Source organism: Cognataquiflexum rubidum (assembly GCF_022538115.1).
In the GTDB taxonomy this organism is placed as follows: domain Bacteria; phylum Bacteroidota; class Bacteroidia; order Cytophagales; family Cyclobacteriaceae; genus Cognataquiflexum; species Cognataquiflexum rubidum.
On sequence record NZ_JAKZAL010000012.1, the window covers coordinates 76,337 to 99,635 of the forward strand.

Annotated in this window: 16 protein-coding genes; 2 read left to right on the forward strand and 14 right to left on the reverse strand. The window is 41.2% G+C overall.

Annotated features, from left to right (window positions below; all coding sequences use genetic code 11):
* Nucleotides 1–205 precede the first annotated feature (205 nt).
* The 4 genes from MMU05_RS13840 to MMU05_RS13855 form a co-directional block, all read right to left on the reverse strand.
* A complete protein-coding gene (locus tag MMU05_RS13840) occupies nt 206–6,826 on the reverse strand; it encodes an HYR domain-containing protein (RefSeq protein WP_241142272.1) in 6,621 nt (2,206 codons plus the stop codon).
* A gap of 7 nt (nt 6,827–6,833) precedes the next feature.
* A complete protein-coding gene (locus MMU05_RS13845; protein WP_241142273.1) occupies nt 6,834–7,067 on the reverse strand; it encodes a hypothetical protein in 234 nt (77 codons plus the stop codon).
* 800 nt (nt 7,068–7,867) lie between these two features.
* Complete coding sequence (locus MMU05_RS13850; RefSeq protein ID WP_241142274.1) at nt 7,868–8,500, reverse strand: response regulator; 633 nt, start codon at nt 8,498–8,500, stop codon at nt 7,868–7,870.
* A 23-nt stretch (nt 8,501–8,523) separates the two neighbouring features.
* Nucleotides 8,524–11,526: a sensor histidine kinase gene (locus tag MMU05_RS13855; RefSeq protein WP_241142275.1), complete on the reverse strand. Its 3,003-nt coding sequence runs from the start codon at nt 11,524–11,526 to the stop codon at nt 8,524–8,526.
* 336 nt (nt 11,527–11,862) lie between these two features.
* Here MMU05_RS13855 and MMU05_RS13860 point away from each other — a divergent pair, with 336 nt between their 5' ends.
* Entirely contained in the window at nt 11,863–13,203 is a 1,341-nt protein-coding gene (locus MMU05_RS13860; protein WP_241142276.1) for a hypothetical protein, read from the forward strand.
* Between the two features lie 48 nt (nt 13,204–13,251).
* Here MMU05_RS13860 and MMU05_RS13865 read toward each other — a convergent pair whose 3' ends face one another.
* The 8 genes from MMU05_RS13865 to MMU05_RS23145 form a co-directional block, all read right to left on the reverse strand.
* Nucleotides 13,252–15,345, reverse strand: coding sequence for a fibrobacter succinogenes major paralogous domain-containing protein (locus tag MMU05_RS13865; protein WP_241142277.1), 2,094 nt, complete (start codon nt 15,343–15,345; stop codon nt 13,252–13,254).
* Between the two features lie 402 nt (nt 15,346–15,747).
* Entirely contained in the window at nt 15,748–16,278 is a 531-nt protein-coding gene (locus MMU05_RS13870; RefSeq protein WP_241142278.1) for a DinB family protein, read from the reverse strand.
* A gap of 9 nt (nt 16,279–16,287) precedes the next feature.
* On the reverse strand, nt 16,288–16,932 hold the full coding sequence (locus MMU05_RS13875) for a response regulator (protein WP_241142279.1): 645 nt from the start codon (nt 16,930–16,932) through the stop codon (nt 16,288–16,290).
* A 66-nt stretch (nt 16,933–16,998) separates the two neighbouring features.
* On the reverse strand, nt 16,999–17,457 hold the full coding sequence (locus MMU05_RS13880) for a DsrE family protein (RefSeq protein WP_241142280.1): 459 nt from the start codon (nt 17,455–17,457) through the stop codon (nt 16,999–17,001).
* A gap of 173 nt (nt 17,458–17,630) precedes the next feature.
* Nucleotides 17,631–18,263: a Crp/Fnr family transcriptional regulator gene (locus MMU05_RS13885; RefSeq protein WP_241142281.1), complete on the reverse strand. Its 633-nt coding sequence runs from the start codon at nt 18,261–18,263 to the stop codon at nt 17,631–17,633.
* A 113-nt stretch (nt 18,264–18,376) separates the two neighbouring features.
* Nucleotides 18,377–18,700 carry a helix-turn-helix domain-containing protein gene (locus tag MMU05_RS13890; RefSeq protein WP_241142282.1) on the reverse strand — a complete coding sequence of 108 codons (324 nt, stop codon included), beginning with the start codon at nt 18,698–18,700 and terminating at the stop codon, nt 18,377–18,379.
* A gap of 175 nt (nt 18,701–18,875) precedes the next feature.
* Complete coding sequence (locus MMU05_RS13895; protein WP_241142283.1) at nt 18,876–19,238, reverse strand: DUF6597 domain-containing transcriptional factor; 363 nt, start codon at nt 19,236–19,238, stop codon at nt 18,876–18,878.
* Nucleotides 19,239–19,771: 533 nt separating this feature from the next.
* Nucleotides 19,772–19,909 (reverse strand): LuxR C-terminal-related transcriptional regulator, encoded by a 138-nt coding sequence (locus MMU05_RS23145; protein WP_418884470.1) that lies wholly within the window; start codon nt 19,907–19,909, stop codon nt 19,772–19,774.
* A gap of 105 nt (nt 19,910–20,014) precedes the next feature.
* On the opposite strand from MMU05_RS23145, the gene MMU05_RS13900 reads away from it, so the two are divergent.
* Nucleotides 20,015–20,197, forward strand: a complete 183-nt coding sequence (locus tag MMU05_RS13900) for a hypothetical protein (protein WP_241142284.1) — start codon at nt 20,015–20,017, stop codon at nt 20,195–20,197.
* A 4-nt stretch (nt 20,198–20,201) separates the two neighbouring features.
* Here MMU05_RS13900 and MMU05_RS13905 read toward each other — a convergent pair whose 3' ends face one another.
* A complete protein-coding gene (locus MMU05_RS13905; RefSeq protein ID WP_241142285.1) occupies nt 20,202–20,807 on the reverse strand; it encodes a collagen-like triple helix repeat-containing protein in 606 nt (201 codons plus the stop codon).
* 195 nt (nt 20,808–21,002) lie between these two features.
* Nucleotides 21,003–23,117: a fibrobacter succinogenes major paralogous domain-containing protein gene (locus MMU05_RS13910; RefSeq protein ID WP_241142286.1), complete on the reverse strand. Its 2,115-nt coding sequence runs from the start codon at nt 23,115–23,117 to the stop codon at nt 21,003–21,005.
* Nucleotides 23,118–23,299: the final 182 nt, after the last annotated feature.

Consider the following 23,299-nt stretch of genomic DNA (forward strand, 5'->3'; position numbering starts at 1 on the left):
ACATCATAGCGTACATACAAATTTTTAATTATCCAGAAGGAATTCCTAGTTTATACTTGCTGGAATTTCAAGGTTCCAAGAAATGAATTTGCTATCCGACATAAAGTGATTTTTGGTCAACCTTAATTTTGAGGGAATTATAATACAAAATCCCCCTTCCAACTTTCGCCAGAAGGGGGATTAAAACCCAACAAATCAACTCATTCTATTCTTTGACCAAACGCTTGGTGATAAAGTGCTGATCAACCTGAATGATCACCTGATACAAGCCTGCAGGGTAGCCCCTGATGTCCAAAGACCTTGTGAAGCTGCTTTCCTGATAGCCATTCTCTTCATAGACCAGTCTGCCCGCCGCATCAAAAATCCTGATGGCTACCTTACTGCCCTGTATCATACGAATATGGATATTCGTATTGTCCGTGGCAGGGTTTGGATAGATCAGTGCATCTATAGGTGCATCCATTTCCCTGAATACTTTAATCTCCCTGCTTATGGTTTGTCCTGCACGGTCGGTGCTGCTGACTTTGAGCGTTGTCTCCAAAGGTGGCATTCCCTCCCCTTTCCAAACCAAGACTCCTTTGTCGAGGTAATAGTCCGGATGGTCTACCATGCTGTAGCTATGGATATTGTCCACAGGATCGATAGTCTGCAAGCCTCCTATAATTTCACCTGAACGGACTTTTTTGGATACCACGTTGTTGCTCAGGATGATATCTTCAGGCATCGGTTTGTTCTCCACAAGAACCGGTATCTGAACCCTCACATCCCTGCCCGTAAACCCAACGTTATTCACCACACCATGCAGCTGGTAGAATCCAGGTCTCAATGGATCGTAACCATCGGCTGTCCATTTGATCTGTCTGATGGCTTCCTGATCACTGCCTTCTTCAAACTCGATTCCTTCCGCTACCAAGCTCTCAAATGGAGTATTCCATGGCACAGTCAACAGGTTGTCGTAGACCTCATCGGTTTCTCTCGATTTCTTGTTCATGGCCTTGCACTTGAAGACGATCAACTTGAACTGGAACTTGGTCTTAGCCTTGTTGCCTGAAGGGTCCTTGGCCTCAAACTCTATGTAGCAGTTTTCAGGTTTCTTGAATACCGTTCCCGGCGCAGGGAACTGGGTAAGCTCAAAGGAGCAATTATCGCTAGCTGCCACTTTGTCCCTGAAATCAGGCATCACAAAAGTGTCTCCCGACTGCATCATCCATACAAAAGGCGTCTGGTCGACTGAGATTTTTGGCTTGCTCTCGTCTACTATTATCACCTTAAACTTGGTGTTCACCTTGTTGCCGTTCTTGTCTATGGCATATAGCTTCACTGTGTGCTCGCCGATGTCTGCACAGGTAAAGTCACATTTGCTCAGTTCGAGTTTGACAGGACCACAGTCGCTTGTAGAACCGGCATCCACCATAGATGGCTTCAGCTTGGCTTTGCCCCCACTGTTCAGCTTGAGCCTGATCTCAGGAATGGCTTTGGCTATGGTGGTGCAGGCTTTTTTGGAGACTACCACATTCTGTTTGGCAGTACACACATTGCCTGACTCATCGGTTACAGTCCACTTCACGACGGTGGTTCCTACTTTGAACCTGATTGGGGCATTGTTTTTCACAGATGCCACTGTGCAGTTATCAGAGTATGTTGGACTACCTAGATCCACCTCTGTGGAAAGGATATGCTCTCCCACGATTTCCAACAGGATGTCTGCAGGTGCTTTGATGGACGGTGCCTCTTTGTCCAATACAGTCACTGTCTGTGTTGCCTTTACGACATTTCCATTGATATCGGTCACTGTCCATGTCACCACCGTTTCGCCAAGTAGGAATACAGGAGGCGCGTCATTGGTCAATCCACCGTCAGGAATATTTCCTGTGAAAGTGGCGAATCCAATATAGACATTGGAAGCCTCACAAATCCCCTTATCTGTATTGACACTGACATTGGCAGGTGGTGTGATGGTAGGCAATTCAGATTCTTCTTCCAAAACCGTTACTGTTTGGGTAGCTGTTGCCGCATTTCCAGATGCATCTGTTACCGTCCAGGTTACTGTGGTTTTGCCAACAGGGAAGCTTTCCGGGGCGTTGTTGCTGAAATTTTCCACTTCGCAATTGTCAGAGACTGTAGGCTCGCCGAGATTGACATTAGTGGCAACCGAACTTCCAAGATCTACCTGTACTGTCAGGTTGCCCGGTGCAGAAATCGTTGGCCGCTCATTGTCAATCACAGTTATGGTTTGGGAAGCAGTCGCAGAATTGCCATTGACATCTGTCACTGTCCAAGTCACAACGGTTTGACCGATTGGGAATGATTCAGGCGCGTCATTTTTCACAGAGGCAACACCGCAGTTATCTCCTGTAGCCGGATTACCCAAAACAACATTTGTGGCATCACAGATTCCAGTATCCGTGTTTATAGTGAGATTGGCTGGTGCTTGGATGCTTGGTGTTTCCTTATCCTCCACAGTAACCAATTGGGTTGCCGTTTCTGAATTTCCGCTACCATCAATTACAGTCCATATCACCAATGTCTCTCCCAATGGGAAGGTGAGAGGTCTATTATTGGTCACTGAAGCAATCGAACAGTTGTCAGAAAATTCAGGTTGGCCAAGGTTTACTGAACTGGCTGCACAATCACCAATATCGGTTCTGATTGTGGTATTGGCTGGAGCGCTGATTTGAGGTTTTTGATTATCTACCACAGTGACTGTCTGCGTAGCTTCGGCAATATTGCCTTTTACATCTGTCACAGTCCATTTTACAACTGTAACACCCAAAGGGAACACAGCAGGAGCATTATTGGTCAGACCCTCCTCAGGAATGTCTCCTGTGAAAGAAGCTGTCCCAATATTCACCCCTGTAGCTTCACAGACTCCTTGGTCTGTATTGACACTGACATTGGCAGGTGGTGTGATAGTAGGCAATTCGGAATCTTCAGGTATCACCGTTACTGTTTGCATTGCAGTAGCTGAATTTAAAGAGGCATCTGTAACAGTCCATGTGACTACAGTATTTCCTATCGGGAAGCTTATAGGAGCATTATTTGTTATATTTTCCACTTTACAATTATCAGAAAAAGTCGGTGTACCGAGATCAATATTTGTGGCTACCAAACTTCCCGGATCAACCTGAACAGTAAGGTTGCCAGGTGCGGAAATGGTTGGCAACTCTTTGTCCACAACAGTGATGGTTTGAGAAGCAGTCGCAGAATTGCCATTCTCATCCAACACCGTCCAGATGACAACTGTTTCTCCGATTGGAAAAATATCATTGGCATCATTGGTGATAGAGGAAACGGTACAATTGTCAAAAGTTACCGGATTGCCCAGATTTACATCAATTGCCACACAGGAACCTATTCCGGTATTGATTGTAAGATCGGCCGGGGCAGTGATTGAAGGCGCCTGTAAATCCTCTACAGTTACAAACTGTACATCGGTTTGGGTATTTCCGCTGCCATCTGTGGCAGTCCAAGTTACCTGTGTTTCCCCAATCGGGAATGTGGAAGGGGCATTGTTAGTCACTGAAGCGATCGAACAGTTGTCAGAAAATTCAGGTTGGCCAAGATTTACTGAACTGGCTAAGCAATCTCCAATATCTGTTCCGATGCTGACATTGGAAGGAGCTGAAATAATAGGTTTTTGGTTGTCCAAAACCGTAATAGTCTGTTCTGCCTTTGCAGTATTTCCATTGCCATCAATTACTATCCAAGTTACAATGGTGCTGCCCAATGGGAAGTTTTCCGGTGCATCGTTGCTGATGCCGTCGCCTGAAATATCTTCACCCGTTACAGTGGGGGTACCAAGGTCAACTCCGGTCGCCTCGCAGGCTCCTTCGTCGGTATCCAAAGTAATGTTGGCAGGAGCTAAGATGGTTGGCAGGATTTCCCTGCTGACAGTCACAATCTGCCCGGCAGTTGCAGTGTTGCCGTTTTTATCTGTTACCACCCAGGTAACCGGAGTGGTCCCCAAAGGAAATGAAGATGGAGCATCATTAGTGACAGAGGCGATGCCGCAGTTGTCTGAAGTAATCGGAATTCCTAATTCCACATCGGTGACAGTATCGGTTCCTTCGGCAATCTGCAAACTGACATTTGCAGGAGCAGAGATTAGCGGAATTTCATTGTCTTCCACTGTCACTGTCTGTTCTGAGGTGGATGTATTTCCATTGCCATCCGTCACGGTCCATATCACTTTGGTAGAACCGACAGGAAAGCTTTCAGGAGCATCGTTGCTGATACCATCAGCAGGAATGTCTTCACCCGTGACAGTGGGGATTCCAAGGTCAATTTCGGTGGCTTCACAGCTCCCTACATCACTACCGACAGTGATGCTCTCAGGAGCGATGATAGTGGGTACAATGCAGGAGCAGTTTTCATTGTATGTTCCGTTGCTTCCATTCAGCACACAAGATGTTCCGGACAGGCTAGTGCCATTGGGTATACCGGCGCAGTCGGCACAACTCTCATTGGGAACATTTGTAACTGTAATTTTAGCGCTGAAAATAATACCGCTTGGTCCTCCCACATCGGTGGAATTCATATATAGGGTATTAGTGCCCTGCTTCAACAAAGGAGCAATATCATTTCTTGAAATCAGATATTGACCTAAGAAGTCTCCTCCAGTAGTATTGCCAGAAAGGGGTTGTCCGTTGAGATACAAACCTTGATTCTGATCGCCACCCTTAAAATTGTCTATTGCATAGTAAAAATCAATATTTGCATCGTTGAAGTCAAAGTCTATGACGAAATCAATTGCGTAAAGTACTGTGCTGCCAGTTTCGTTATTTCCGGAATCGTTGATCCACTTGGCTTCCTCATCTGCGGGAAGAAAAGATATCCAAGAGGGATAGTTGGGTATTATCAATGCGGAAGGGCCATTACTAGCTGCCTGAAAATCAGAGGCGGTAAGCACATTTGGAAAGGCTTCATCTGCTGGTCCCACTAACATGGTAATCAGGTCGTCACTTTGTCCAAAGGTTCCATTTCCACTTCTGAGGGTTATTGATTTGGAAAAAATACAAACATCACATTCGTCCAAGAAAGAATCACCATTGGGTACACCCGCGCAATCAGTGCAGGTAGAATTAAAATCAGGATCATCGGGTAGACGGCATATTCCACACTCATCTAATTTCGAAAGTCCGTTTTCTACTCCATTGCAATCGGTAGAACTGACTACATTCCGCTCCAATACCAAATTGGTTAAATTCTCCTTCAAACTATATCCCTCTGGCAAAATCACTTCATTGAATTTTCCGCTGATGACACCACCCAAGAGCTTAATAATAGTGTAAGATCCATTTGGCACCTCACCAGTTTCAGTTACTTTTAAAGTACCCGATAAAGTCAATGGTCCCTCTCTAACTAACTGATCGTGACCTGTACCGGGACCATTGTTATCCAAAATTTCAATTTCAAGTGTGCTGTTTGAAGTGAGCGGTTCTGTGCCATTGATTGTCAGGATACCGGGGGATGATCCGGGAGAGATGATTCCTGTATTGATGAATTCGCCGGAGTTCAAATTATATGTTCCAAGTCCTTTGATGATAGCCCCATTACTGTTTGTAAACGACGCTGTCTGCATTAAAGTGGTTCCGGTGCTGGTCTTGTTTATGGTTCCAGTGTTTACCACAGATCCGGCTGATTCATTGTTCGCCATGTTGTTATTCCCACTGATGGTCCAGGTGCCGTTGTTGGTGATGGTGGGATTGTTGCCAAACAGGATTGGGCCGTCCTGCCAGTCCATCGTCCCGTTGATGGTAATGTTGGCATATACAAATTTGTTTTCACCCGTTGTCAGATTCAGGGTTTTGCCTACAGGAAGTAACGTTGGACGTCTGATAGCCCCTCCGGTCCATGTGGCATTTTCATTCAGAAACAGCAAACCTGCACCTGCAATATCTCCTGAAAAGGTAAAGTCATGATTGAGGGTAAGATTGCCCGGTCCGTCAATGTTGCCTGAATTGCCTAAAATAAGCGTAGCCGAAAACACCTGATCGGTGTTCAGGTTCAATATCCCGCTGTTGTTGAAGTTTCCCGTTCCGCCAATTACCGAACCCGTATTGTGGTTAAGCGTTCCGGCATTGTTAAATGTACCCGAATTGCCGGTAAGGTTTCCTGTATTGTCAAACAAACCACTGTTATTAAACAACGTACCGGCATAATTTAAACTTCCGCTGTTGTTGAACGACGCTGTCTGCATTAAAGTGGTTCCGGTGCTGGTCTTGTTTATGGTTCCAGTGTTTACCACAGATCCGGCTGATTCATTGTTCGCCATGTTGTTATTCCCACTGATGGTCCAGGTGCCGTTGTTGGTGATGGTGGGATTGTTGCCAAACAGGATTGGGCCGTCCTGCCAGTCCATCGTCCCGTTGATGGTAATGTTGGCATATACAAATTTGTTTTCACCCGTTGTCAGATTCAGTGCTCCACCAGTAGCAATTAAGGCAGTTCCGGGGCTGCTTGTTACTCTTCCCTGCCAGTTCCAGGTTCCATTCACGATTAAATCATCACCAGTACCATCAGCTAGGGTAAGGTCATTATTTTGCGTTATTGTCCCCCCTAATTCAATTACCACCTGATCAGCAGTAATCGGGTCATTTATGGTTACATTATGTCCGTTTCTTATGGAAATTTTTTCATCATCGGAAGAGGGAATATCTTCTGCTGCTACCCACTCATCGCCATCAAAGCGCTCCCAAGTATCAATACTGTTCCAATCTCCGGTTTGGATTGAGCGGTAGGAGTTTAATACCGGAGTTTGTGCCTTAGCAATGGTAAAGGCACAAAGAGCGAAGAGGGTCAAAAAAAACCGTAGTGTTTTCATCATGAATGTTTTAAAGAATATAAAGTGAAACAGAACAAAACTGATCAATACAGTCATTTCCCAAGTCGGAGAAACCGGTTTTTCCTAGCGTCGTCGTGAATTGCCCTGACATGGGGTGGATGATGTCATCTTTGTTTTGGGTGCAGGAAAACTGCCAAAACAAACTGAACAGTTGCACTCCTGAAGTGCTTACCCCGGAAAATTCATTTGGGCAACCGGATTTAATGGTGTAATGGTTTTTCATAAGTCGAAAATTTAAAAATCGTTAAAGGTCCTTACTAAAATCGGTTCACTTAAAAGCAATGGATTTTGTGATTTTACCTTCTAAAATTACCTATGGAACCCGAGCGGGGAAATAGCTAAATATTGCTATATGAATTGAGGGAATTTCTTAGCTGAAAAATTGAATACTCTATTGAATATTGAAAATTGGGAAGGAAAGGTGAGCCAAAGGTATTTCCAAGGTTTTTAAAGGGAGACAGATGAAAAGTATGTTCCTCCGGACTTTTTTAAATTAAATAACAAGAAATATGGAAAAACATAGAATCATATCCCATATTTCTAGAGCATGATCCTGCGAGGCGCTTTTGTTAAACTTCTGCGTTTGGACTCAAAGTTCAAGGCTTTGGCTGTCATTGGCTATAGACAATCTGCAAAGTCGATACCCGAAAGACAGCTGTTTGAAGACAAGCCTTATGTTTTACCAGTAAATCCCGATACAGAAAAAAAGTTTTAGAGAATCCCAGGGAGTTTTTAGCAAGTTTCTCCGAAGATGTAGTTTTGAATGAAATTCAACGGATGCCTGATGTAATTTCTTATTTACAGGGAATTTCAGATGGTATAAATGATTCGGGCCAGTACATCTTGACCGGATCTAATAATTTTTCTCCTAAAACATAACCTCACTCAAAACCTTGCCGGAAGGATTGTTAATTTGGAATTGCTGCCGTTCTCTTTTGGGGAATTGTATTCAATTCATTTTTCATTCTCTCCCTTCACTCTTTATTGGAAAAAACTTTCGAGGTTCAATAAAGACCTCAAAGGTTAAAAAAGGTTCTTTCTATGCGCCAATGACACGGCTTCTCCGAGTGAATGCACCTGTAGCTTTTCGTAGATCTTCTTGACGTGGTTGTTGACGGTAAAGTAGCTGATGCCCATTTGGTCGGCGATCATTTTGTAGCTGAGACCTTCTGCGAGTTTTTTGAGGACGTCTGTTTCTTTGGGAGTGAGATTGTAGTCGGTTTTTATCTGTTTTTCCTTTTGGCTAAAAAATCGCATCACTTTCATTGCAATGGATGGACTCATACTTGCTCCACCCCGGATGACTTCATCGATGCTTTGGGTAATCTGTGAGACAGCCGCCGATTTGAGAATGTAACCCTCCGCCCCCAATTGGATGGCTTTGAACACTTTATCATCATCATCAAAGGCCGTCTGCACGATGATCTTCACTTGGGGATGGTGCAGCTTGGTTAATTTGATTCCTTCCATGCCATCCATAACGGGCATTTCCAGGTCCATCAAGATGATATCCGGCCGGTTCTCCACTATATTCTCCAAGATAGAGGAACAGTTTTCAAAAGAGCCTGCCCACTCCCATTCCGGCATCAGGGATACCAAGGCCTGTAGGCTTTCCCGTCGGGAAGGATTGTCATCATATACCGCTACCCTGATCATATATAAATTTATCTTCTTTTCAATCAATCAACAAGGCTAATTCTAGCCATAGGTACAAGGCAGGAAATCTGCGTTCCCCAACCGTTGACGCTTTCTACTTTCACTTGGCCCTGTATTTTTTCGCAACGTTGCTGGATGTTTCCAAGTCCATTCCCTTTTTGAACAAGAAGCACGTCAAAACCTTTTCCATCATCACTGATCTTAAATGCCAAATAATCCCCTTCCTGATGAAGTTCAATTTTAACTTTGCTAGCCTGACTGTGTTTTGCGATGTTATTCATTGCCTCTTTTCCAATCATAAGGAGATTTTTGCGGATATCGGGAAGTTGGATTTTTTTCACCAAATTCTCATCAATATTATATACCACTTCGATATTTTTAGAGGCCAATAAGTCAGTGCCGTAGTTTTTAAGACGAAAAGAAAAGGATTGTCTTTCTTCCTCGGTGCTTTTCATACTCCAGATTATATCACTCATCCTTCCCATCAGCTCGCGGGACTGTTCCCCAATTTTGTCCACCATTTCCTTGCCTTTTTCGGGTTGGGAATCCCATATTTTGCCGGCAAGATCCCCATATATATGGAGACTACTCAATGTTGCACCCACATCATCATGCAGGTCGGCTATGATTCTTTCCCGCTCTTTATTGACCGAAAAGACTTGCTCTGCCTTAAGTTGCATCACCCTGTTTTCCTGCTCTAGACGGTAAATTCTCCGGGCGAGCATGATCTTGTAGATTTGGTAAATCAAGAGGATTCCAATTGCCATAAATACCATCCTAAACCACCAAGTGGTGTACCAAATCCGGTGAATGGTAAAATCGTAAGTTGCAATCTCAGGTTGGTTGGCAATTTTTACCTGAAAACTATATTCTCCAGGAGGAAGATTGGGATAATGGACTACATTGGAATAATTCAGAGTTTGCCATCTGTCCTCTGCACCTTCCAATCTATACTGATAGGTCAGGTTTGATGCCATCCAAATTGGATTGGAGGAAATAAAAAAATCAAAATGGTTTTTGTCGTATTCGAAATCAAACTGTGACTTAAAATTGAAAAGCATTTCATTATTTTGGACATGGGCAATCTTAGGCATTGGTTTTTCAATTTGCCCATCTATCTCATCCGGATCAAAAATATCAATGCCTTGCATTCCTCCCATCATTATCCTGCCATTGTCCAGCAAAATGGCAGAATTTCGATTGTATTCACTGTTGACCAAGCCATCTGCTTTGGTGAAGTTGGAGAAAGTTTTGTTCAGCGTATCAAATCTTGAAAGTCCGTTACCGGTGCCTATCCACAGGTATCCCTTCGCATCAAATGCCATGCAATAAATCCTGTCATCGATCAGTCCTTGTTGGGTGTGGTAAGATGTAAAAACTCCTGCTTTTTTATCAAAATAGGATAATCCTTTTCCTGTCCCCAACCAAAGATTTCCGTTTGCTACAGGTATTACTGCATGAACCCGGTCGGATGGTATACTTTGACTGTTATTTGGTTTAGAAAGCCATTGGGCAGTTTGTCCACTTGGGATATGCAAAGCCACCAAGCCCTCGCTATGAGTCCCTATCCAAACTGTATCCCCTTGATCAGCAAACTGAAGCGGATTGATTTTGGGAAAAATCAATTTGTTGTCAGAAATCCGCCAGAGTTGTAATGCTGTTTCACGGTTTTCTAAAGGATAAACAAGATAGTCATACTCCTTACCATCGGAAATAAAAATATTGGAGGAAAAAGGGTTTCCGTTAGGATCAACATTCGGAAGGTTGTGTATTAGGTTACCATATTTCAGGATCCAGTTTTTTGGATCACCATGTTTTATTAAATCCCAATAAGGTGAAAATCCAAAAACCTTAGATAATTCCTCTTCGTGAATTTTAGAGATGCGACTGGTTGTTTGATCAAAGACACTGTAATAGGGATCAGGAAAATCATGTTTGATAATCAGCCGATTATCATCAAAAGGATAAATTCCCAAAATAAAATCGCTGAACAATTCATTTTGATCTTTGGTAATCGAATTAAACCTGGAAGGATTAATGATAATGTTATGAATCCCTAGCCTATTACTAATCCAAACCGTCTTCTCCTTATCAAAAATATTAATAAGTCTTGAATCATTCAATTCTGGAATCTCCTCAAACAAATATCTGGGTTTTGCAGCATTTTTCTCCCAAATCATTAACCCATTGTCTGTAAAAAAAGAGGAAAACCCAGGCTGAGTATGCAAGTTTAAAACTATTAATCCCTCAAAATGAAGTAACATTTTCTTACTGATATCACTTCCCAAAGAATCATGCACTATCCATTCATCCGCATAAGGTTTCTTATACCAAAAATTACCAAAAACATCGTTCCCATTTTTTAAATAACCCTTCTCATTCCACAAATCGGTGGACGTATCCGATTTCTTATTTTCAACCAATCGACCGGAAATGTTTGATGGCACTATTTCTACAGGAAAACTTTCTTTAAAGCTGTAGAATTTACCTGAAGAACCGGACACCTTTACCCTATCAGAAATTAGTCTGCCTTGATTGTCAACAAATACCATCTGGATAATTTCGAGGTTGTTTCTGTCTACCAAAAATGTCCTGTAGGAATCAACAACATAAAGACTATCTTCTATACTTTGGAATGTGGCCAACAAATCAGTCGGTTGGGTTTGGAGGGGTGTAAAGACCTTGGAGAAAATATCATAAACACCAAATTTTTCTCCGGCTTTTAGCCAATACCTTCCGTCTGTAGTTTGAAGCAGTTGGTTGACAACCCCATCAAAAGGTATCTTTTCCTCCCCTTCAAGGATCTGCGACTTATAGGCCCTGAATCCATCAAAATAATACAAGCCGTTGTAGGTACATATCCAAATCAAGTTGTTTTTGTCTTGGAACATCCCAAAAATCACCGCACTCTCTATGCCATGATCCTGTCCCCATGATCTGATTTGGATATCTGTTTGCGCAAAATTATCCACCGTACCACAAAAGAAACAAGCCAATAGCCAAACTACAATAATTAGCCTCTGCATATCAAAATGGTCACGAAAAAAAAATGAAACTTAAAATTATCTTTAGCCCAATAATGTAAAAATTATTTTATGAAAATTCCAGTGGATTTTATAATTATTTATAAAGGTCACTTTCAAAAATATTTATGAACGGAAAGATGCCTAGACTATGGTAATTCAATCCCATTCCTTTTTGGAAAATGGATTATACGGTAACTCTTTCTGGCAGTCAGCTTTTCTGTTGTTATGGGTTGCAAGAAGCAGATAGCCTCTTTATGTAATAAATACCAGTTTAATGGTATTGTGATTATCACTTTTATTCAGGAGATTTATTTTTTTACACCAAATTTTAATCCTATGAACATTTTAAGACTACTTTCCGTCCTCCTTTTCCTTCTTTTATCACTTCCTTTTTTGGGCCATTCACAATCTTATATTGGGAACACGCTGGACAATAACTCAGGTGTGCACTCTCTTCTCCTAAACCCCGCCAATGTCGTGGGATCTAAAACCAAGTTCGAGTTCAATATTATATCTGCGAGTGCTTTTGTCGGAAATGATTACCTAGGCGTAGACTTCAGAGATTTGAAAAATATCGGAGATGGATTTTCCTTTGATTCTGATGTTGCAAAAACGCCAACGGATAGAAATAATTTTTTTGGAAATGCAGATGTGCTTGGCCCTTCTGTTATGTTTAGGTTGAATGAAAAAAGCAGCCTTGGGATCAACACCAGGGTGAGGACTTTTTTCAACATTCACAATATCAGCGGTTTGTTTTATGAAAGTATTTCCGAAGGCTTTGATTCCCAATCTGATTTTCAGACTGAAATGGAAGACCTGTCAGGAACAGTACATGCATGGGGAGAAATCGGTTTGACCTATGGCAGGATCATTTTGGATGATGAAACAAGTCGGTTGAAAATAGGAACCACTTTGAAATACCTCGGCGGAGCAGGTGGACTTTTTACGTCAAGTCCGCAATTAAGTGCCGCATTTAACTCACAGGCGGGAATACTCACCACCGGCGGTACCTTGGATTATGGCTACACTTCGGATTTTGATACAGAAAATATCGAATTTACTGATTTCACAGGAGGATTCGGCGCTGACTTCGGCCTCGTGTATGAATTGAGAGCTAAAAGTGGGGTTACAAGTGATTCTCTCTATACTTTAAAACCTTACAAATTTCGGTTTGGAATTTCTGTGCTTGATATCGGGGCAATCAATTACCAAGATATCACCGAGTTTAATTACAATATGAATGGTTCGGTATCAGTTTCCGAGTTTGACGAAAAGGACATCGAAGACGTATTGAATGATAACTTTCAGGGCACAGAAGTAATCGGAAACAGATCTTTAGGACTTCCGTCTTCCCTGCAGGGATTTATTGATTACAGTGTTTCAAAAAAGTTCTTTCTCAGCATGCATGGTGCTTTTTCACTCCGGGATGCCTCGACATTTAAGGCAAACAATATCATCAACACCATTTCTGTCACACCAAGATTCGAATCCAAATGGCTCAGCATTTATAGTCCATTCAGTTTAAGACAATACCAATCCGGGATTATGTGGGGAGTAGGATTTAGGTCGGGCCCGTTTATGATAGGTTCGGGATCTGTATTATCAAATCTCCTTTCCAGTTCCTCAAAAAGTACAGATGTGTTTATAGGATTCAAGGTGCCGATATTTAAAGATTAAGACCTGAACCAAGAATTGCGATTATGGAAAAGGTATCTTAATTATCCCTCAATCCTTGACACACCTTACCGGATATAGCCCACCAGAACCTTCTGCCCTCGCCCTCATCTCTTCCCCAGAATCTAAACCAAGCAAGTAAAATGTATGGCTAAATGGAGGTTCTGGTTTGGTAGGAACACGAAAATAGGTTACCAAACCCTCTTCTTCATACATACCATTCCACTCTATATATCCTGTTGGCAGGGCAGAAAACCCGCTGATATTGGAACCTTTGACAACACTGTTTTCCCAACCCTGATAAGTTTTCATCTTGGTAGCATAACTTGGGCCCAAATATTCCTGTAGCTGATGCCAATCTTCTGACTCAGGATAGCGCCAACCAGTTGGACAGATTCCGCAGCAAACCGCTTTTCCGCTATATACATTCCCATATTTCTGATCGTTTCCGGGTTTTGTCTCGAGGACGGCATATACGCTGACTTCGGGGTTTCCGGCCCACTCTGAAGACGCATTGACTTTGGTGATTAGAGATCCGTCACTTTTTCTTGTAGTGCGGAGATTTTCCGCCATCCACCATTGATTGCCGATATTGACTGTCTTGTATACATTGCCATCGATGTCCGTTACTGTACTGAATTCCGGCATTTCAAACTCAATCGACTCTTCACAACCGTCCGAATCCAGTACTTGTACAGTGTATGCACCGGGTGTAAAATCAAATGGCCCTGTTCCTGTCAACCCATTGCTCCAATTAATCTGATAAGGAGGTGAACCATATTGAATATCAATCTGGATCTTTCCCTCATCCAAAACTACCTGTGCCAACATCGGACAGAAAACCTTGAGTTTGGCAGGAACATTTTTCTCAAAATCTCGAGAGTTCATATTCAAAACAAAGTCCTGATCCAGACCTGTCAAGCTTTCCAATTCTAACTTTAATTTACCCTCTTCAAATCCATATCCAATAAATCTGATTTCCGGATTGTTAAAAATTTGGACCGTAATTGGAAAAGAAGACGGAAAAGGAATTTGTTCAAGTGGAGCTGATGCAGGAATGATATAAAGAGGTTCTTCCTCCATAATTGGAAGACCTGCCCCGTTGGCCAACATAACCAGAATTTTGGAGGTGCTTTTTTTGAATGTTTTGAACCTTTCCCCTCTTGCTCTGAACTGATCTTCATAAAATGAATTAAGACCTATCATATTGGGTTTTTGAAATTCCCCAAAAGCATAAACTTCATTCATTTCACCGGATTCCAAAATCAAAGTCGGCTGTTCCACAAATGATCCCGGTTGGTCTCCGGGTATTTTGAATGCAAGGTTTCTGAGGATCGGACAAGTCAAAGTTTTGGCTGCCAACGCCTCCATAAGGCCGATCTGATACCAAAATGACAAACCGATTCCGGTTTTGATTGATCGATAAAATTTAGAATCAGGCAATTCGGTATACTTTGCCAAAAACTCAAAACCTCTTGGGGAAAAGGGTAGTGAAAACAAATTTTCAACGAAATTAATCCTCCCTAAAAAATCAACAATGGGATAATCTTCGCAGGCTGGAACTTTCAGTTTCGAGGGAGAATCTTTTAAAAAATTAAGCCAAAATTTATTAAAAGGCTTGGTCATAACCCCTTCGAAATCCTTTTTTTCCTTTTCGTTAAGTTGTGAATATTCCATTTTTAATTGGCTGATCCACTTCAAATAATCCTGAGAAAACCTGTCTAATGATCCGAAAGCTCCCATCTCCGACAATAAAGCTTCATTGTTTCGGATCAGGGCATCAAATACAGATTCCGCGGAAGGAGGAGGAAGGAAATATATACCGAGATTAAATTTCCATATCCTCGGTTTTCCATTGATCTCTACTTTGAGTTCTGCGCGTCCCATGGGCAACTCAGGCATGATAAAAACCAATGAATCCTCTCCGGAGCGGCCCAAAGTGACCGGAATGGTTTCTGAAAAATAGCCCTCAAAAATCTGTTCTTCTTTTCCAAGGCCGGGGGCATAGACTTTGACCAAGTCAAAGGCGGTGACATAATCATTCACAATAATCGGTTTATACACTGGCACTTCCTCTTCTTCCCTGCATCCCAAAAGCAGTAAGATCGAAAAAATAGAGAGTAAAATTCTAAAAGAAGTATTCATCGCTATTCAGGTTTTTGGAATTCAAATGGCCCGGCCTACATTCATCAAACTCAGATAAAGAATTTGATTTTGTACAATAAAGTTACCAAACCTTTGACATTCAGAAGACTAAACAAAAGTCTTTGTTTGGCAAAAAATGAAAACTCAAAAAATGATTTTGGTGAATTTTAATTATCTCGAAGGATTCTTCCTAGATTATTACAGTCGGTGTGGGCTTAATCCTGCTTTTTTCTCATTTCCTTAATTTCCATAAAAAAAAGCTGCTGCTGAATTAATCAGCAACAGCATTGGTCGATAAAAAATGTTCAATCAAGTGAATTTTAAATTTCAAAAACAAAAATTCCAAAAGTCTAGGTTTGAAATTAATCAACAAAAAAAATTTAAAAAGCAGTAAAATCGTTGTCACATTTTTCCTAAAAGTTGAGAAACCTGATCTGTATGTCTATTCAAATGGAACCGCAAAAATTCAAGGCGCTGATGAAAGTCTAATGGTCCTGAGATGGGATGGGGCTGGGACTGTATTCTCAATTCTGTTTCTTGTAAATCATCTCCAAATCCATGAAGTACTTCTTGGAGACTTCTTAGGGAAGTCTTCCAAAATGACAAAGGACCGCCTAGTCGGGGAACTGCCACTGCAGGTACTTTTTCCTTGGACTCCCATGTAAGTTCGATTACCTGTTCTATCGACATACCCTGATGAGGTGATTCATAGGTAAGCACCATTTCGCCATTCCTGATGGCATGAAGGGTTTTCCACATTCCAAAAATCCCTCCCTGTTCCGCCCAAAAAAGATGTTCTGTGATTTCAATTAGGCTCCACACTTCAGGGTCGGGTTTCCATTTGGCCTGGGCTTCTGACACATTTTTTATTTGCTCGAGGTACAGCTTACGGGCTGTCGATACTTCTTGGACGAGCTTTTGAATAGTGTTCATAACATTAAGTTAAAGCCCCGGATGCTCTTTTATCAAGCCTAGTAAACCCGAAATATTATGTACATGGAGTTTTTTGTAAATGTTTTTTCGGTGCGTTTTTACTGTCAAGGGACTGAGATTCAATTGCTGCGCGATTTCTTTGTTTTCACTCTGATTGAGAATCATTTTTAAGATTTCAGTTTCTCTATCAGATAGCCCATATTCGGCTCTCAGTTTTTGGTAGAGGCAGTTCCAATGTCCATTATATATGTTTTTTGTAATTGATACCGGCTGGAAATATTCACCTCCTCCGGCGATGACCTCGAGAGCTTCACGGAAAATTTCAAAACAGGAATCCTTTCCCACAAAGCCTTTGGCGCCAAGATTTTTACAGGCTTCCAAAGTTCCTTTGGTATGGTGGCCGCTGAGAATCATGGTTTTCATGTCAGGAAATTTTCGGCTGAGATGTGGCAAAAGCTGCATCCCATCCATCACAGGCATATGGAGGTCAAGAACAAGGACATCTACTTTTTGATTACTTTCAAGAAACAAAATGACCTCTCTCCCATTCTGAACACTTCCTACCAATTCACATCCGGGAATAAAGTCCAGAATTCTTTTGATTCCTACTGCAAAAAGATTGTGATCATCTGCTAATAAAATAGAAACTCCCATAGCTGAAATTTTTATATAAGAAAACAGATAAAATGCTTAAATACGGGTTATTGCAAGCTCTAAATCTCAATACACAAACATCCTGTCACTTTCCATCGACAATTGAAGCAAGACTTTTGGCATGGCAAACTCCGCAGTCTTGTCGCTCAAATCTGCTTCGGTCAACCCTCTTGACTTGGCTGACATGCCGGATAAATAGAATTTACCACCTCCTTTTAGAATGGCATCATAATGAGCCCGGAGATTACCGGTGCCAAGACCTACCAAATTATCAAGCACATCGGAACGAAGTAACTGGACTGCATCTCCTGCCAAGAACAGTGTCACCGAATACCCTTCTTCTATGGCAGTTTTAGCCACTAAGAAACCTAGTGTTGCCCGCGTAGGATTTTCGGGACCATGAGTAATGTGTATCAATACTTTCACTTTCTCTTCCTTCGTGGTTTCGGTTTGCGCTATTGCTTCTAAACTAAATGCAACAATTACTACCAAAAGGATTATTTTCAATGTGATATTACTTTCCATAAAATTTGATGTTTAGGAGAAAAACTCTAAGACTAACAACCGCTAGTATTCCTAAACATAAAACCATATTTTAAAAATTGTGTGTATCAAAAGATACTTATCTCAAAATAAATATTTGAAATTGTTAATAAAACGGATTCTTAATCTGTTTTGCTAATTTCTAGAAGTAAGATTTAAGAATTTAATTGTATGTATCCCCTATAAAGTTTTACCAGCTTTTCCTTTTCAAACTGTTTCAAAATCCTCGATATGACCACTCGTGTAGTGCCCAAATCATTCGCCAGCGTTTGATGGGAAACAGGGATTTTATTGGAGCTTTCATTTTTAATGTATGCGGTGAGGTATTCCTTCAAACGTACATTAATAGGCTTAAAGGCCACATTACCAAAAGCATTGAGCAACTCATCGTATCGGCTTTTGAAAGTCCTCAGGATAAATTTATTCCAAGAAGGGTATTTGAGTTGCCATTCGGCAATGAGATGAGCAGGAAGGACAAGAATTTCAGATTCCTCCATGGCAATGCCATTGGCAGTGCTGTAATAATCAAAATAGGCAGATGACAAAGACATCATGCAGGTTTGCTCAGGTCCCACATAGTAGAGTAAAATTTCCCTGTCTTCATTCTGTTGATATACTCTCAACAATCCTTTGATGACTATGGGTAGAAAATTCAGGTACTGACCTTCCTTTATCAGAATTTCACCTTTGCTTGCTTTGATGAATTTGGCATGTTTCAGAATTTCCTTTTGAAGTTCAGGTTCCGAAAAAGATTTCAATTCTTTGAATAAATCTAATGTTGCTTCCATTGTCGTCTTGTTTCAAAATATCGGAAAAAAGAAAAAGTATTTCTCGCTAAAAATATTAAAAACGAAATACTAAATGTTGTAAAAAAGCGAATGGGAAAAATAAATTTGGATAATTATTCGGGGAAGTATTTTTTAACTTCTTTTTCAACAAGAGCGTTTACATTGTTAATCCTACGCTTGTATTCCTTTGGGGTCATTCCTAAAAATTGTTTGAAATCCTTGTACAAATGAGGTTTGTCAGTATATCCAAATTGAATTGCAAAACTCAGAATATCTGCCGTGGGTGAGGAATCCAAAGCAAATAACAGCGAATTGAACCTGATAATTCTGCAAAATAGTTTTGGTGAAATCCCAACTTGATTTTTAAAATGAATCTGAAAAGTCCGATTATTGATTCCGAGCTGTTCTACAATTTCCTCAAGGTTAACAACACCCATGTTCATATGGATTTGATGGATTACTGAAGGAATAAATTCGGAAACCTTTTTTCTTGGCATTGAATTGAAATGATCTTTCAAATAATTATTGACATGTTCTATACAAGATTCGATTTTGGCAGTGGATTCAAATAGATGCTTGATCTTTTGGTGTAATTCCGGCAAACCCAATAGGTCAAGTGGCAGGCATAACCTTATCTGTGATCTGACTTGCAGGACCATCTAAAAAATGAAAAAGACCGGTCGGGGTAAATACAATAACGAAAATATCAAAATGGCCCCTCAAATTGGAAAGCCCCATTTTGCTCATTTGCCCAAAGAGATAAGGACTGAATTTTTCAAAATAAATTTTTGAAGATTTGTCTGGATAAATGAGATATGAATTTGGATTAACATCCACGGGAATTGTCAGTGCTGCCGTTCCCTTTGGCGTAAAGAACTGATTTTCTAAACCTTCAAATTTATGGGCTGTATAAAAATAGCCTAAAACATAAGGAGACAGTGATTCATCAGGCCTATAAGAAACAATCTCATTCATAATCATCAGCTTACTGAAACAATCCTTAAACTAATTTAAGTAAAATTCAACTCAAAAAACTATGGGCTTCGTGAAAATGTTTTCGAAAAAGAGGCCTTTTTAATCGGAATCATAGCAAAAAGTAAGTTTTTTCAAAAATCAAGGTTCTATTTTCAATTCTTGATTTTTGGGCGTTTTATAGGAAAAGCTGGTTTCCTGTAAATCGGGATTTTTCTGCCAATAAATTTTATGGAGAAGAAGGTATTGAAGGCTATGAGATTGGAGAAAAATACATCAAGGTCAAATACCGCAAAAAAAAACTGCTGCTGAATTAATCAGCAACAGCATTGGTCGATAAAAAATGTTCAATCAAGGGTAAATCTATAATGGGATCGATTTCAAATAAGTCTTTTTCGATTGTAACACAGGTAAATATCGGGCTATCAAAGTCGGCAAAAAATACCCCAAAAGGAGTATTTTTTGCCGACTGTTTTTAAATTGGAAAAAAACGTTTCCCTTAGTAACAGAATTTATCAGCACAACTTAGGATGTTCTTAGACCAAGGCCACCTGCTCGGCCAAATTTCTTACTCCAGGTTTTCTGAAAATATTCTTTCGGTATGTTCTGACTGTAAGGGGACTCGGGTTCAGGTGTATTGCGATTTCTTTGGTTTCACTTTGATTGAATATCATTTTTATGATTTCATTTCTCTGTTAGATTTCCCATATGACTCTCGCAATTTTTGTTAGGAGCATTTCCAATATCCATTTATTTATGTTTTTCAAAATTGTGACAAGTTGGAAATATTCACCACATGCGGTGATGGCCTCGAGGGCTTCCTGAAAAACTTCAAAATAGGGATTCTTTCCCAAAAAGCCTTTGGCGCTATCCTCTCGGTTGTCCCGTCCAATATCCAACTTCTCAAAAAAAAAAAGTCACCCAAATCCCTGAGTGACTTTTTTGAAAATATAGACGAATAATAAATTAAGGGTTAATCCCGAAGTAATCGCAGACGGCTTCGTAATCATCAAACTCAAAAGGGTATTTTACCCTGTCACCGTTGCTGGAGGGTGGGATGACGATGTACCGAACATTGGCATTCGGAAATGAAGTAGCTGCTCCCGGGCTGCCACTGGGAGGGGTTCCATGAAAAATCACTAAACTTCCAACACGAATAGAATAATCGATAATGTAACTCAGCGCACCAGTTGTTGAATTGTAAACCGGTGTCGGCAACAATTTTATGGCGGTTGGGCTAGTCCTCCAATACGCCAAAACTGTTCCCTGATTTAGCACGCTTTCAGTGATTTCAGGTGCAGTTATGGTACTTGTGGCAAATGGGGAAGCTACTGTCCAGGTTAGACTTTTCCATTCGCTGGCAATAACATTTGCAGCTCCCGCTGGTCCTTGTGGACCTATAGCACCTGCCGGTCCTTGAGCTCCCGCCGGACCTGGTGCTCCCGTGGGCCCTGCCTGACCTGTTGCACCCGCCGGCCCCTCAGGACCTTCACAGGATACCAATCCATAACAGACAAATAAAGCGACCAACAGTCTGGTAAAAACATAAGTGTTTAAGTTCAAGGGCTTCATGATTTTATGATTTGTTTTTAGGTTAAAATGATTCTGAGTTGAATTTCATATTATTATGTTTTGCATAAAATACCCCAAAAGGAGTATAATTATCCTTACCCAAAAAAAATCAGGATAGTTTGTATGTCCTTCCTGATTCTTTACCCGAGTCTTATCAATTCCCGGAAATGTCAAATTAAAAGCTTTCCAATAGCGTTAATCTTTGACACACCTGATGGCCGCGCCATTCCATTTTGGATTAAAATTGGCTTGCGATACGATCGACTGATTAAACGAAAGGATAATATAGGGTGCTGTCGTGGCGCTGCTAGAATTGCTCATCCACCAGTGTCCAAATTCACCAACAGAGAAGAAAGTACCATTGCTTCCGCGGACCCCTCCAGGTAAGGCGTTAAATCCACTTTCATTGGTTCCTTTTGTTCCACTAATTTCGGATTCCCTCCAACCCGTGGTAGATTTTAATTTATTTCCGGAATTTGGCAGTAAAAATGACCTCATTTTTTCCCAGTCTTCTTGGCTCGGCACATGCCATCCCTGAGGACATAAGGCGCAGCAAGTGGCCGCATACCAATTGTAGAGCTTTCCGTATTTTTCGTTGTTGGTGGCATCGTTGTTATAGTAGGAAAAAGCAGCAGTAGTTTGTGCCATCCATGAGGAATTGGTAGTCACATTAGGAATATCGGAACCGTCAGCAAATTTAGAGGTCTTTAGGTTTTCTGCCATCCAAACCTGCGTGCCAATCTTGATGGTGGCATACTCATTTCCATCTATATCTTTCACTGTCCCTACCACAGCCTCTTCCTGAATGGTAAATTCTTTGGTCACTTCACAACCCAACGCATCGGTTACTTTTATGGTATAATTTCCGGGATTTAAGCCAGTTTGACTATTTCCTGTACCATTGTTGCTCCAAGTGTAAGCAAATGGCGCTAATCCTCCTGTTAATTGTAAATTGGCCGAACCTCCTGAAACATTTACCGTCACAGCCAAAGTACAGTTTAGAAGGATAGAGGCATTTATGGTCTTTTTTACCTTAAGTGGTCCATCTTCTATCAATAAATCAAAAGTAAACGCCTGTTCTCCTCCTTTTTTACTCTCAAAATTCAGAGAAGCCCCTTCAGTCAAAGCGGATATTTCTTTCAGGATGACCTGATCGATGCTGATTTTTTCAACTTTGGCGATAGGATTGGAGACAAGTTTCACTTCCTTTTCAGGATTTGCTGCCAATTGGATTTTATCGCCTGCCTCTAAGTTTGATTGACTCAAAGAAAACCTTGTTTTAAGAGCTGTAATTGCTGCGATAGCTTTGTCTAATTGTTCCCCCATCTTTTCTATTCCTGTAGCAAGTTGGGAAAGCAAAGCAATTGAAGAGGCTTTATCACCTTGATTGAGACTTTGGTAGCCACCGTATATTTTGACCGCCAAGGCCTTTCCACTTTCAAACTTCACAGGAGTATCATTCAAACCGGCCAAGACTCTCGCACCTGATTCGTCAATCCCGATGGACCGTAGCACTTTACAATCCGTCACTTTCAATGCCTGCTCTTTGAGTTGAACGAAATTAGCACGCAAATTTAATGCAGCTGTAATCGCCGCTGCTTTACTCACAGGATTGGAAGGTGCCTGAACCAGCTTGTCAATCATGCCCTGGTCAAAGGTGATTTGGGAAAGGTATTTGAGGTACAATTCGCCGGATTCGGCGGTACAGGCCCAAGAATACCTGCCTGATGCATCGGCTGAAAGTGTCTTTAATAAATTATTCACCTTGAGAACTCCCACAGTTTCAAGTTTTTCCTTAGCATTCAACTTGGCAATCTCTTGTTCATAAAGTGTCACCCATTCCTGCTGCTTGGCTACCATGCCCGACAAGCCGGGGTTTTGGCCCATAGCAGTCAGTTGGGCTTTGGCACTTGTCAATATTCCGGCAAGTACGGTTTCAGGATTCCCGAGATCGGGCAATTTCAATACTGTAAAATCCAGGGTCTTTTTATTGCTGTTGAGCGAAAGCTCCAAGGTTTGCTTTCCTTCATTGATGTCAGGAACCAAAAAAACCAAAGTATTCCCCGTTCCTTTGGAAAGTTTGATGGCCAAACTGCCGAATTTTCCATCATATTCCGTTTTAAGATCGCTCAAACCTGACACTTCCACGGATAGGATTTCGTAAGGATAGACCTGGTCTTTGGGCTTATTCAGGTTATAATTCGGATCATTTACAACAGGGACTGTTGGAGTAGTCTCCTCCTCTGAACATGAAAACAATACTGTCATCAAAAAAAGAAGGGTAATCTGGGCAAATGCGTTTTTCTTCATGGTTGAAAGTTTTTTAACAATCTAAAATTCCGATGAATTGAAACTTAAAAAAATACCCCAAAAGGAGTAAAATTCACTACTAGGATGGATCGGATACGATTATTGCCCAAGTGGTGTTTGGTATAGCATTAAAAAAGGTTTCTTTTCCAATGGATGAAATTGGGAATTAAGAATCAATGTCG

Coding starts and splice junctions, on each gene's coding strand:
- MMU05_RS13840 (WP_241142272.1), bottom strand. CDS start 6,826: ATGATGAAAACACTACGGTTTTTTTTGACCCTCTTCGCTCTTTGTGCC.
- MMU05_RS13845 (WP_241142273.1), bottom strand. CDS start 7,067: ATGAAAAACCATTACACCATTAAATCCGGTTGCCCAAATGAATTTTCC.
- MMU05_RS13850 (WP_241142274.1), bottom strand. CDS start 8,500: ATGATCAGGGTAGCGGTATATGATGACAATCCTTCCCGACGGGAAAGC.
- MMU05_RS13855 (WP_241142275.1), bottom strand. CDS start 11,526: ATGCAGAGGCTAATTATTGTAGTTTGGCTATTGGCTTGTTTCTTTTGT.
- MMU05_RS13860 (WP_241142276.1), top strand. CDS start 11,863: ATGAACATTTTAAGACTACTTTCCGTCCTCCTTTTCCTTCTTTTATCA.
- MMU05_RS13865 (WP_241142277.1), bottom strand. CDS start 15,345: ATGAATACTTCTTTTAGAATTTTACTCTCTATTTTTTCGATCTTACTG.
- MMU05_RS13870 (WP_241142278.1), bottom strand. CDS start 16,278: ATGAACACTATTCAAAAGCTCGTCCAAGAAGTATCGACAGCCCGTAAG.
- MMU05_RS13875 (WP_241142279.1), bottom strand. CDS start 16,932: ATGGGAGTTTCTATTTTATTAGCAGATGATCACAATCTTTTTGCAGTA.
- MMU05_RS13880 (WP_241142280.1), bottom strand. CDS start 17,457: ATGGAAAGTAATATCACATTGAAAATAATCCTTTTGGTAGTAATTGTT.
- MMU05_RS13885 (WP_241142281.1), bottom strand. CDS start 18,263: ATGGAAGCAACATTAGATTTATTCAAAGAATTGAAATCTTTTTCGGAA.
- MMU05_RS13890 (WP_241142282.1), bottom strand. CDS start 18,700: ATGGGTGTTGTTAACCTTGAGGAAATTGTAGAACAGCTCGGAATCAAT.
- MMU05_RS13895 (WP_241142283.1), bottom strand. CDS start 19,238: ATGAATGAGATTGTTTCTTATAGGCCTGATGAATCACTGTCTCCTTAT.
- MMU05_RS23145 (WP_418884470.1), bottom strand. CDS start 19,909: ATGATATTCAATCAAAGTGAAACCAAAGAAATCGCAATACACCTGAAC.
- MMU05_RS13905 (WP_241142285.1), bottom strand. CDS start 20,807: ATGAAGCCCTTGAACTTAAACACTTATGTTTTTACCAGACTGTTGGTC.
- MMU05_RS13910 (WP_241142286.1), bottom strand. CDS start 23,117: ATGAAGAAAAACGCATTTGCCCAGATTACCCTTCTTTTTTTGATGACA.